General features: G+C 44.9%; 11 protein-coding genes. 8 read left to right on the top strand and 3 right to left on the bottom strand.

The genetic code is table 11. The features are described from left to right. Positions 1–7: 7 nt before the first annotated feature. From argB to argH, 3 genes are all read left to right on the top strand, one after another. Positions 8–799, top strand: a complete 792-nt coding sequence (gene argB / locus VA249_RS13005; protein ID WP_221068226.1) for an acetylglutamate kinase — start codon at positions 8–10, stop codon at positions 797–799. A gap of 90 nt (positions 800–889) precedes the next feature. Then, positions 890–2,104, top strand: coding sequence for an argininosuccinate synthase (locus tag VA249_RS13000; protein WP_221068225.1), 1,215 nt, complete (start codon positions 890–892; stop codon positions 2,102–2,104). A 248-nt stretch (positions 2,105–2,352) separates the two neighbouring features. Further along, complete coding sequence (argH, locus tag VA249_RS12995) at positions 2,353–4,227, top strand: argininosuccinate lyase (RefSeq protein WP_221068224.1); 1,875 nt, start codon at positions 2,353–2,355, stop codon at positions 4,225–4,227. A gap of 202 nt (positions 4,228–4,429) precedes the next feature. Here argH and VA249_RS12990 read toward each other — a convergent pair whose 3' ends face one another. Further along, a complete protein-coding gene (locus VA249_RS12990) occupies positions 4,430–4,726 on the bottom strand; it encodes a DUF3624 domain-containing protein (protein ID WP_221068223.1) in 297 nt (98 codons plus the stop codon). 478 nt (positions 4,727–5,204) lie between these two features. Then, positions 5,205–5,933, bottom strand: coding sequence for a glutathione peroxidase (locus tag VA249_RS12985; protein WP_128810014.1), 729 nt, complete (start codon positions 5,931–5,933; stop codon positions 5,205–5,207). Positions 5,934–6,106: 173 nt separating this feature from the next. Here VA249_RS12985 and oxyR point away from each other — a divergent pair, with 173 nt between their 5' ends. Then, positions 6,107–7,015, top strand: a complete 909-nt coding sequence (gene oxyR, locus VA249_RS12980; RefSeq protein WP_221068222.1) for a DNA-binding transcriptional regulator OxyR — start codon at positions 6,107–6,109, stop codon at positions 7,013–7,015. A gap of 71 nt (positions 7,016–7,086) precedes the next feature. On the opposite strand, the gene VA249_RS12975 is transcribed toward oxyR, so the two are convergent. Next, entirely contained in the window at positions 7,087–9,651 is a 2,565-nt protein-coding gene (locus tag VA249_RS12975) for a penicillin-binding protein 1A (protein WP_221068221.1), read from the bottom strand. 141 nt (positions 9,652–9,792) lie between these two features. Between VA249_RS12975 and pilM the strand changes: the two genes are divergently transcribed. Genes pilM through VA249_RS12955 form a run of 4 tightly spaced genes read left to right on the top strand, consistent with a single transcriptional unit; the run spans position 9,793 to position 12,450 of the window. Then, on the top strand, positions 9,793–10,806 hold the full coding sequence (gene pilM, locus VA249_RS12970) for a type IV pilus biogenesis protein PilM (protein WP_221068220.1): 1,014 nt from the start codon (positions 9,793–9,795) through the stop codon (positions 10,804–10,806). Continuing rightward, positions 10,790–11,365, top strand: coding sequence for a PilN domain-containing protein (locus VA249_RS12965; protein WP_221068219.1), 576 nt, complete (start codon positions 10,790–10,792; stop codon positions 11,363–11,365). The genes pilM and VA249_RS12965 overlap by 17 nt, the downstream gene beginning before the upstream one ends. After that, on the top strand, positions 11,358–11,951 hold the full coding sequence (locus VA249_RS12960) for a type IV pilus inner membrane component PilO (protein ID WP_221068218.1): 594 nt from the start codon (positions 11,358–11,360) through the stop codon (positions 11,949–11,951). Before VA249_RS12965 ends, VA249_RS12960 begins: the two co-directional genes overlap by 8 nt. Then, positions 11,941–12,450: a pilus assembly protein PilP gene (locus VA249_RS12955; RefSeq protein ID WP_221068217.1), complete on the top strand. Its 510-nt coding sequence runs from the start codon at positions 11,941–11,943 to the stop codon at positions 12,448–12,450. The genes VA249_RS12960 and VA249_RS12955 overlap by 11 nt, the downstream gene beginning before the upstream one ends. The last annotated feature ends 17 nt before the right edge of the window (positions 12,451–12,467 follow it).

Raw genomic sequence — 12,467 nt, 5'->3', positions numbered from 1 at the left:
AAATGCGATGACGCAAACCAATCAAGCTCCTTTAGTCATTAAGCTCGGTGGTGCAGCTCTATCTTGCACTCAAACCTTAAGCCAACTGTTTGGTGCCATTGCGGTTTACCAAAAGTCGGCACAGCGACAAATCGCCATCGTTCATGGCGGTGGCTACCTAGTTGATGAGTTGATGGCAAAGCTTCAGCTTGAAACCGTAAAGAAAAACGGTCTTCGTGTGACGCCTTATGAGCAAATTCCTGTGATTGCAGGTGCGCTTGCAGGCACAGCAAACAAATTGCTTCAAGGTCAAGCGATTGCGGATGGTCTGAATGCAGTGGGTCTTAGTCTCGCCGATGGTGGATTATGTCATGTTGAAGAACTTGACCCAGATCTAGGCGCTGTAGGTAAAGCATCACCAGGTGATTCAACCCTTTTACAAGCGGTGCTAAACGCAGGTGCACTGCCGATCATCAGCTCAATTGGCCTGACAGATAAAGGTCAGATGATGAATGTGAATGCTGACCAAGCCGCGGTTGCAGTCGCCGGTGCGTTAGATGCGGAGTTAGTGCTTCTTTCTGATGTGAGTGGTGTACTCGATGGCAAAGGTCACTTGATCAAAACGCTATCTGAGCAAGAAGCCGATGCATTGATCAAAGGGCAAGTGATCACCGACGGTATGATCGTCAAAGTTAAAGCCGCTTTGGAGGCTGCCAATGATCTTGGTCGTCCTATCGAAGTCGCGACATGGCGTTACCCAGAGAAACTGACCCAGCTATTCGCGGGTGAAAGTATCGGAACGCAATTTCTGCCGCAATAGAGCAGAAGCAAACCAGTTAAAGAATTGAACATTAGGAAGTGGTTGGCACTGACCGCCGAGCGCAGCGCCAGATAAGTTTGGAGAATAAACATGAGCAAAGTGAACGTAAAGAAAGTAGTAGTCGCATACTCAGGCGGTCTCGATACATCAGTCATCATCCCGTGGTTAAAAGAGAACTACGATTGTGAGGTAGTCGCTTTTGTCGCCGATGTAGGTCAAGGTGCAGAAGAGCTAGAGGGCATTGAAGCAAAAGCAAAAGCTTCCGGTGCTTCTGAGTGTTACATCGCAGACCTGAAGGAAGAGATGGTCGCGGACTACATTTACCCGACATTAAAAACCGGTGCTTACTATGAGGGTAAATACCTACTGGGCACTTCTATGGCGCGTCCAATTATTGCCAAAGCGCAGGTAGAAGTCGCACGTAAAGTCGGTGCAGATGCGTTATGTCATGGCTGTACGGGTAAAGGTAACGACCAAGTACGCTTTGAAGGTGCATTTGCAGCATTAGCACCGGATCTGCATGTTATCGCTCCTTGGCGTGAGTGGGATTTGGTGAGCCGTGAAGAGTGTTTGGATTACTTAGCAGAGCGTAACATCCCTTGCTCAGCATCTTTAACTAAGATTTACTCGCGTGATGCAAACGCGTGGCACATCTCAACGGAAGGCGGGGTTCTAGAAGATACTTGGAATGCGCCAAATGAAGATTGCTGGGCGTGGACAGTCGACCCTGAACAAGCTCCGAATGAAGCCGAGTATGTCTCGCTTAAAGTTGCGAAAGGTGAAATCGTTGAAGTCGATGGTGAAGCCATGACGCCATACAACGCGCTGGTTTACCTAAACGAAAAAGGTGCTAAGCACGGCGTCGGCCGCATTGATATCGTCGAAAACCGTTTGGTTGGTATGAAGTCACGTGGTTGTTATGAAACTCCGGGCGGCACTATCATGATGGAAGCACTACGTTCGGTAGAGCAACTTGTACTGGATAAAACGTCATTTGAGTTCCGTGAAGAGCTGGGCTTAAAAGCATCTCACCTTGTGTACGACGGTCGCTGGTTTACGCCACTATGCAAATCAATTCTTGCGGCATCAGAGGAACTAGCTCAGGACGTAAATGGTGAAGTAGTTGTGAAACTCTACAAAGGCCACGCGACGGTTACGCAAAAACGTTCAGATAACAGCTTGTATTCTGAAGAGTTTGCAACTTTTGGTGCGGACGAAGTTTATGACCAAAGTCATGCAGAAGGCTTTATTCGTCTCTATTCATTATCCAGCCGTATCCGTGCTTTGAATAGTCAGAAAAAATAAATTAATTTAAAAACGTTAGAACAAAAAGACCTGTCCATGTTGGGCAGGTCTTTTTTATTTTGCTAATACGGTGCGCATAATGACAAAAGTCGTGAATAAGTATGTAAAAATAATGAATTTATACTTTATTTTTTGCTGTGATTATCGTAACGTTGAAACATAACAAAAAGTGAGCAAATGATCAGTTGTTTGGTCAACACTTAATGAATAGCACGTTAGCGTAAGCAATAGTCATCAGGAGAGACGCAATGGCATTATGGGGCGGAAGATTTACCCAAGCGGCAGACACCAGATTTAAAGACTTCAACGATTCATTGCGTTTCGATTACCGATTAGCAGAACAAGACATCGTCGGTTCCATTGCGTGGTCTAAAGCCTTACTTTCTGTTGACGTGTTATCCGCAGAAGAGCAGCAAAAACTTGAGTTAGCACTGAATGAGCTCAAACTGGAAGTGATGGAAAACCCTCAGCAAATCCTGCGTTCGGATGCGGAAGATATCCACTCTTGGGTTGAGCAGCAGTTGATTAACAAAGTCGGGGATTTGGGTAAAAAGCTACATACAGGCCGTTCTCGTAATGACCAAGTAGCAACGGACTTGAAACTTTGGTGCCGTCAGCAAGGTCAACAACTGTTGATTGCGCTTGATCGTTTACAAGCACAAATGGTAGGCGTCGCTAAGCAACATCAAGGAACGGTGTTTCCGGGCTACACGCACTTGCAACGTGCTCAGCCTGTGACGTTTGCTCACTGGTGTTTGGCTTATGTCGAAATGTTTGAACGTGACTACTCGCGTCTGAGTGATGCACTTAAGCGTTTGGATACGTGTCCACTTGGTTCTGGGGCGCTTGCGGGCACCGCTTACCCAATTGACCGTGAAGAGTTAGCTCACAATCTCGGTTTCCATCGCGCAACGCGTAACTCATTGGATTCAGTTTCCGATCGTGACCATGTGATGGAATTGATGTCTGTGGCGTCTATCTCGATGTTGCACCTTTCGCGTTTAGCAGAAGACATGATCTTCTACAATTCGGGTGAATCTAACTTCATTGAATTGGCAGACACGGTGACATCGGGCTCTTCTCTGATGCCACAGAAGAAAAACCCTGATGCACTAGAACTTATCCGTGGTAAGACAGGTCGTGTGTACGGCGCATTGGCTGGCATGATGATGACGGTTAAAGCGTTACCATTGGCTTACAACAAAGACATGCAAGAAGACAAAGAAGGTTTGTTTGATGCGCTTGATACATGGAACGACTGCATGGAAATGGCGGCACTGTGTTTTGATGGTATTAAGGTCAATGGTGAGCGTACGCTAGAAGCGGCGAAACAAGGTTACGCAAACTCTACCGAACTGGCGGATTACCTAGTGGCGAAAGGCATCCCATTCCGTGAAGCGCACCATATCGTTGGCGTTGCCGTAGTTGGTGCGATTGCGAAAGGTTGTGCGTTGGAAGAGTTGTCGATTGACGAGCTGAAAGCTTTCTCTGAAGTGATTGAAGCGGATGTGTATGACATTCTGACCATTGACTCGTGTCTAGAGAAGCGATGTGCACTTGGTGGTGTCGCGCCACAGCAAGTGGCTTACGCTGTCGATCAAGCGGACAAACGTTTGTCTCAACGTGATACTTCTTCGATTAAAGTACGTCCTGCTCGTTTAACCGATATCGAAACATTAGAGGGTATGGTGGCATACTGGGCGAACATGGGGGAAAACCTACCTCGTTCACGCAACGAATTGGTGCGTGATATTGGCTCTTTCGCTGTTGCCGAGCACCACGGAGAAGTTACTGGTTGTGCATCTTTGTATGTATACGACTCAGGGTTAGCTGAGATTCGCTCTTTGGGCATTGAGGCTGGGTGGCAAGGGCAAGGGCAGGGAAGTGCTATCGTGAACTACCTAGTTGAGAAAGCACGTCAGATGGCGATTAAGAAAGTCTTTGTGCTCACCCGTACGCCAGAGTTCTTTATGAAGCAGAGTTTCTTACCAACTTCAAAGTCATTGCTGCCAGAGAAAGTACTGAAAGATTGTGATCAGTGCCCACGTCAGCATGCATGTGATGAAGTTGCTTTGGAGATCAATTTAGTTGAGCAAGTAATCCAAAAAAGTTTTGTTGCCTAGCTCTATGATTTTTCTCGTATTGAGTTATTGATTAAAAAAATCATAAAAAAAGACGGAACCTTTGAGAAGAAGCCCGGTCTATTAAAGTACCACTGCTTTTTCTTAGAAGAATCTAAGAGAGCCCCAAAACCGATATTGGTTTTGGGGCTTTTTTCTATTGAGCGTTTTACTAGATCTTTGACACTAACCTGTTCTCTGACGCTTACTTGTCATCTGAACGATGTGTATTTTTACGTCCCTTTCGGTTGTTCGTCTTTTTTTGACGACGTTGCCATGGCAGGATGACAAAACGCATCCATAGATGTAAGAACAGTAAACCATTGAAAGCAAAACCAGCAAAGATCAGGGCGATCGACTCAATGCTATGTGGATCATCTTGAAATACAAACCACCATACGACCCAACATAGGACGGAAAGTACCGTCAGTTGATCCATACATCGCTGACAACGGCCAATCTTTTTCCAAAACCAATGTTCTTGGCAGCTACGACAAGACATAACACGCCTCTAGCTCTCTATTTGTTTCGAATTATATACCCATTAGAAAGGTAAATGCGCTTTTCCTACGTAGACGTTGATCATTGGCTTATTGTGGCTGTTATAGCGCAGCAGATACTTATAACGCCGCAGACTGTTGCAAAGCCAGAACGAGCAGAGTGATGAAATCAAAAATGGAAAATTAGCTTGGATAAACTTTTGTAGCACGTAACTGATGTATGGTTCGTTGTCAGCCTAAAATGGGAAAAAGTATAATGTCGACAGAACTTAAAGTAGCGCTTGGTCTTGCTGGTGGTTTCTTCACTATCGGGTTAACTGCAATCGTGTTAGTCAGTCGTTACGCAATGATGACTGCGTAAGCAGAGCAAGCAAAAAAGAGCCTCGTTCATGACGAGGCTCTTTTTGTTGGTCGGTGACAGGTTAAATGGAGTTCATCCAGTCGCACTCATGACACTTCACCCATCCCTGTATAGGCTGCTTATCCCAAGTACGCTTCTAGCTCTTCGCTACCGCCGATATGTTTACCACCGATAAATACTTGAGGCACTGTCGAACGGCCAGAGATAGCTCGTAAGCTGACTGTTGTTGCATCTTTACCTAGTACGACTTCTTCGTAGTTTAAACCTTTGTCGATTAGGTTTTGTTTCGCTTTCATACAGAAAGGACAGCCTGGCTTAGTGAATACAGTGATAGACTCTTGCTCTTTGTGTCCCGGTGCAATGTAATTCAACATAGTGTCGGCATCAGAGACTTTGAACGGGTCGCCTGGCTCGTTTGGCTCAATAAACATTTTTTCTACCACGCCATTTTTCACAAGCATACTGTAACGCCATGAGCGTTTGCCAAAGCCTAAGTCGTTTTTCTCAATCAGCATACCCATACCATCGGTAAAATCACCATTACCATCTGGGATAAATGTGATGTTTTCTGCTTCTTGATCGGCTTTCCATGCATTCATCACGAATGTGTCGTTGACAGATACACATAGAATTTCATCAACGCCGTGATCTTGGAATACAGAGAACAATTCATTGTAGCGAGGTAGATGGCTTGATGAACACGTCGGAGTAAATGCACCCGGCAAGCTGAATACGATAACGGTTTTATCTTTGAATAGTTCGTCCGTTGTTACGTTTACCCATGCGTCACCTTTACGTGTTGGGAAAGTGACTTGTGGAACTGCTTGACCTTCTTTTGATGCAAACATGATGATTTCCTTTTTCAATTTGTAAATAGTCCGAGTAGAGCTTATCGTTTTTTAGCGCTATGTTTCGCTTTATTGCCCTCATTATTGAAAAAAAACTTTGATAGCTCTAATCGTTTAATGCTATGGTTTTGATAGATTATTTCTATCGCCAAAAAAGAAGCGAATCGTACGTTATGAATATTCGAGATTTTGAATACTTGGTAGCGCTTGCGGAGCACAAGCATTTTCGAAAGGCAGCGGAAGCCTGTTTTGTTAGTCAACCAACTTTAAGTGGGCAAATTCGCAAGCTTGAAGATGAGTTAGGAACGGCACTTTTAGAACGAAGTAGCCGACGCGTCCTATTCACTGATTCAGGTCTTCAATTGGTGGATCAGGCCAAATGCATCTTAAGCGAAGTAAAAACCTTTAAAGATATGGCAAGCGGTCAAAGTGGTACTATGAATGGCCCAATGCACATTGGCTTTATTCCTACTGTCGGCCCTTATTTATTGCCTAAAATTGTGCCTCAATTAAAAGATGAGTTTCCTGATTTGGAGCTATTTCTACATGAAGCTCAAACGCATCAATTGGTACGTCAGTTGGAAGAGGGGAAGTTAGACTGCCTTGTTTTAGCGTCAGTACCTGAGACTGAGCCATTTAAGGAGATCGAGGTCTATAACGAGCCGCTTAGTGTCGCGGTTCCATGCGATCATGAATGGGCGACGTTAGACCATATCGATATGTTAGAGCTAAATGGGAAAACGGTGTTGTCTCTGGGAGATGGGCATTGTCTGCGTGATCAGGCATTAGGCTTTTGCTTTGCTGCTGGCGCAAAAGATGATGAACGCTTTAGAGCGACGAGCCTAGAAACATTACGCAATATGGTTGCAGCAGGTGCCGGTATCACACTTTTGCCACAGTTATCTGTTCCTCACGAGAAGCAAAAAGATGGCGTGTGTTATTTACCAGCGGTGAACCCAGTACCATCAAGAAGTATTGTTTTAGCCTATCGTCCGGGGTCGCCACTGCGAGCTCGTTTTGAAGCTTTAGCGGCTAAGATAAAGAGCATTCTTGATGAACAGCAGACATCTGTTGCTGCATAATTTGATTTGAGTTTAAGACAATTCGAATAAAAAATGGGGAGCCAATCTGGCTCCCCATTTTATTTTCCGTGTTAGAACAGCTCTTCAGTGCTGCCACCACCAGTCGAGTAAATACTGTCTTCGAGGTTATTTCCGACATACTCCGTTGGCTCTGTCCCTTTTTCGAAGTACTCAAACATCGAAGAACCATCCACTTTGTGAGTGAGAAGACCGCTATTACGATCGATACGAACACGAACAATATCATCAGGTACTTCTTTGCTGCGCTGAGGAACGCCCTCTAATGCGGCATGCATAAAGTCAATCCATGCGGGCTCCGCAGTTTTTGCACCAGACTCCGCACCGGAGATTTGCCCTTTTCCTAAGTTACTGTTTACGGTTGTGCGACCTAGTGTGCGAGAGTGGTCATCGAAACCTACCCATGAGATGGCCACAATGCCAGGTCCATACCCGTTGTACCAAGTATCTTTAGAGTCGTTAGTTGTCCCCGTCTTGCCGCCGATATCTCGACGATCCAGTTTTTGAGCTCGCCAGCCGGTACCATTCCAACCAGTACCATCACGCCAGCTACCACCACCCCAGATATTGCTGTACATCATTTCACGCATTAAGAAAGCATTCTGCTGTGAAATGACTTGTGGAGCGTAGCGTGGCTCTTCATCGTTGGAAGCTGTGTCTACATCTACGGTTTCTAAAGGAACATCTTGCTCACCAAATTCTGCAGCAAACTTGTCTTCTTCAACCGTCGGCATTTGTGGACAGTTATGCTGACAAATTGTTTTTGGATTTGCTTTAAACAACACTTCACCAAACGCGCTCTGAACGTGGTCAATGTAGTAAGGTTCAACATAGTAACCGCCATTCGCAAAGACAGAGTAACCTTGCGCCACTTTCATTGGTGTTAAGCTACCTGCACCTAATGCGATAGTTTCTGAGCGAGGAACCTCATTAATATCAAACCCGAAACGAGTTAAGAACTGACGAGTTTCATCTAGGCCTACTTCACGCAACGTACGCACAGCCATTACGTTTTTCGATTGTGCCAAGCCAATGCGAAGGCGAGTTGGACCAATGTAAGTTGGTGGAGAGTTCTTTGGACGCCATGCAGAGCCAGAACCCGCATCCCATTTGTTAATCGGTGCATCATTGACAAGTGATGCCAATGTTAGACCTTTATTTAATGCTGCTGAGTAAATGAAAGGCTTAATACTTGACCCAACCTGACGCACAGACATCGTCGCACGGTTAAACTTACTGTGAACAAAGTTGAAGCCACCAACAAGAGAGAGTACCGCACCATTTTCTGGATTCATTGCGATAAAGGCGGTGTTTGCATTCGGTACTTGGCTTAAGTTCCAGCTATGAATGGTGTGGCCGTCTTTATCGGTTGTCGTGATTTCACGTACCCAGACTTGTTGGCCCGGCTCAAGAATTTGTTTGGCCGATTTAGGCGCCGGTCCCTGACGTTCATCGGTTAAGAACTTGCGAGCCCAGTTCATGCCTGTCCATGCGATAGTTTGCTCATCGTTGTTCTTCACTAATACTTGAGCACTTTTTTCGTCGACCTTTGTGACTACTGCAGGAGAAAGTTCACCGTAAGTCGGTTGCTTTTTAAGGTGATTTTCAATCTGTTCGACATCCCAAGCTGCTTCACCTTTCTTCCATAGCACTTTCTCTGCTCCACGGTAGCCGTGACGTTCATCGTAAGCGAGTAGGTTATTGATTGCCGCCGCGTTTGCGGCATCTTGAAGTTTAGAGTTGACGGTCATGTAAATGTTCAGGCCAGAAGTGTAAGCCTGCTCCTCACCGTACTCTTTTACTGCCCATGAACGAGCGAGTTCCGCAACATACGGTGCCGAAAGTTCAATTTCAGCACTGTGGTAGCGAGCTTCAATTGGCTCTGAACGAGCTTGGTCGTATTGTTCTTGGGTGATGTATTTTTCATCGAGCATACGCATCAGAACGACATTGCGGCGGTTGGTTGCGCGTTCTAGTGAGTAGATAGGGTTCATTGTTGAAGGGGCTTTTGGCATACCCGCGAGCGTTGCAATCTCGCTCAGAGTTAACTCGTTTAAACTCTTACCAAAGTAGACTTGTGCTGCCGCGCCGAAACCGTATGAACGGTAGCCGAGGAAGATCTTATTTACGTACAGCTCCATGATTTCTTGCTTAGTCAGAAGTTGCTCGATATGAATAGCGATAAAGATCTCTTTAACCTTTCGCATGATCTTCTTTTCGTTAGATAGGAAGAAGTTACGCGCAAGTTGTTGGGTGATGGTACTCGCACCTTGCTTGGCAGAGCCCGATAGAGCAACGACAATCGCAGCACGAGTGATGCCAATAGGGTCAATACCAGGGTGCTCATAGAAACGGCTATCTTCGGTTGCGATCAGAGCATGAATCAAATCCTGTGGGATCTCATCGTAGGTAACAGGAATTCGACGCTTCTCACCGAATTGAGCAATTAACTTATTGTCTTGGCTGAAAACCTGCATAGGTGTTTGTAATTCAACATTTTTTAGTGTTGCAACATCTGGTAATTCAGGCTTTACGTATTGATAGAAGCCGAAAATCGTGATGACTCCAAGAATTATGCAAAACAATGTTAAAAATAATAAACGCTTTATGAACTTCACCGGAGAATCCCTGATTGGTTGAGGCTGTAGGATGACAAACCCTTGTACTCTTTGGTCAAAATTTAGCACATAGAGATATTAACTCTTATTTAAATGCTAATCACAACCTTTGCACGAAGAAAATTCGGAGCGAGAGTAGCAATGGACAAACTCGTCGTTACTGGCATCGACATAGGCCATAACAGTCTCAAAGCCGTGGTACTTAAGCCTAGTGGTCGCCATTACGCGGTACTGGACTACAAAGAAATAATATTGAAAGAATGTATTGTCGCTGAAAATAACACCATAAATCATCAAGAAATTGTAAAGACACTTAAAGAGATAAAAAAAGCACTGCCTTTCGGGGCTAAACGTGTCGCGATTTCGGTGCCAGAAAATGCCGTGATCAGCAAAAAACTGCAAATAGATCCAGGGTTAGATAGCAGTGAACGAGACTATGCGGTCATGCAAGTTTTCGCTCATCAATCACCTTTCCCCTTACAAGAGCTTAGTTTAGATTTTGTTTTAGATGATGTGAAGAATAAAACGGATGGACTTGAACATTATCAAGTATTTGCTACTCGTAAGGACGTTGTTGATTCTCGAGTCGATGCTTTACAACAATCAGGGTTAAAGCCTGTGTTAGTAGAGGTGGCATCACAAAGCTTAGGTCATATGTGGAAGCTCGCGACGGAGCATTTTCCAGAGAAAAGTACCTACTGCTTGCTCAATGTCGGCAACGTTAAATCATCGTTCACAATGTTTACTGAACAGGGTGAATTATTTCACAAAGAGTTCTCATCAAGTTCATGGTCTGAAAAAACGCCATCAGTATATCAGAAAGGTGCTTGTTTACAGGTGGATGAATCACACCAAGAGCAAGCTCTGATTGAGCGAGTTCAGCGTCAACTGCAGCTTTATGCTTCTTTCAATGGTTCTCTCAATATTACCGGTATCTGGATTACAGGTGACGGTTTTGTCACACCCCAATTAAAGAGAGCGTTATCGAGTCAATTGAGCATGGAATGTGAAACACTCAACCCGTTCGAGTTGTTTACATTGAAGGCGTCACTGCATAAGCATAAGGCTGTTCAATCGCACCAGTTTACTGCTGCTGCGGGCCTCGCGATTCGAGGTATTCATTGGTTGGAGCATGGCAATGTTGTATCGCATTAATTTGTTGCCATGGCGCGAGCATCAACGTAAGGCGCATCGTCACCGTTTTGTTAGCCTCGCTGTTTTTGGCGTAATGATTGCGGCGATCATTCAGTGGGGAGGAAATCAGTATTTACAGGCTCAACAAGCTGAGCAGCAAAAGCGTCTAGATTATCTCTCAAATCACATTACGCTTTTTGATCAGCGGATTGAAGCGATGAAAATTGCGGAGCAAGAGCATCGCCAAGTTCTGCAGCGATTAAATGTTGTTGACCAATTACAGCGAGGACGAAGCAAAACGACGGCGTTTATGAATCTTATCCCCTCGGTGATCCCTGAGGGGGTTTATGTCGATAAGATTAAAATCAATCACTATTACGTTGAGCTTTCTGGGATTGCAGATAGCACATCCCATCTGGCGACGATGCTCGATAATATGGAGCGATCAGCAAAGCTTTATGAAGTAGATATGCATTCTATTGTTCATGGAAAATCACGCTTTGGGAGATCATTCCAACAATTTAATGTCTCTTTTCGATTACGGGAAGCGCAAGGGGCAGGAAGTCTACATCATGGTTAATTGGCAAGACTTGGATGTGGATGAGATGTTTGAATGGCCAATACAGGCTCAGAGCGTCGCAATATTGATCTTTATTTTTGTGTTTCAGATCGTTTGCTATTGGTTTTATTTGAAACCCGAGAATCAGCGGCTTAACGATCTTGTTCAAAAGGAGCAATCCCTGCGAACAGAATTTCAAATCAAAGCGAATAGGGCTGCAGCCTTGCCTCAATTGCAATCACAAGTCGATGAGTTGACCTCGCGATATGAGCAGTTGTTACTGCAATTACCCGCAGAAAGAGAGCTAGCTACCATGTTGGCATCAATCAATCAGCTTGGTATCGACAGCAACCTTAAGTTCACTCGAATGGATTGGGGGCAAAAGCAGGTTGAGCACTTTTTTTATCGACTGCCTCTTGAACTCGAGTTAACCGGGGATTTTCATGATATTGGACGTTTTACTCAAGCGATGGCGGCATTACCCCGAATTATTGTTTTTCAGGATGTAATTTGGCAGCGAGTGAGTCAAGAAAGTGAGTCATTGCACTTTCGTATTAAAGCGAATACCTACCAACTCAAGTCTGAAGACAAGAAAAATGAAAAATAACGTAGTGGTGCTAGTCAGCGTGCTATTGCTCGGTTGTCAAGCTAACGATGAATCGTTAATTGACTTCATTCGTGATGTTGAAAGCCAGGTTCGCGATGACGTGATTAAACTTAAACCTGCCACAGCGTATCAAGTCGTACCCTATAAAGCGTCAGTGCGCCGTACGCCTTTCGCTCTACCTAAAGAGGTGCACTCGGTGACACAACCGATGGCAACGCTAGACTGTTGGCAACCGACATCAAGAGCATCGTCGGAGCAATTGGAGCATTTCCCATTAGAAAGATTGCGTTTAAAAGGTGTGATTGGGATGGGAGCACAAATGTCAGGGCTTATTCAAGTGCCGAGCGGTAAGGTATATCGAGTTCAGACTGGGGAGTATATTGGTCAAAACAATGGTTTCGTCACGTCTATCTCGAGTGATCATTTGTTAATAAATGAAACCTTGCCGGATGGATTGGGGTGCTGGAAAAAGCGCAAAGTGACATTAGCGTTGAAGTAACAACATGGGTGTTTAAA

It is taken from the genome of Vibrio alfacsensis (assembly GCF_019670485.1).
GTDB lineage: Bacteria > Pseudomonadota > Gammaproteobacteria > Enterobacterales > Vibrionaceae > Vibrio > Vibrio alfacsensis.
The sequence above is the reverse complement of the archived record's forward strand: the minus strand, read 5'-3'. Positions and strand labels throughout refer to the sequence as shown.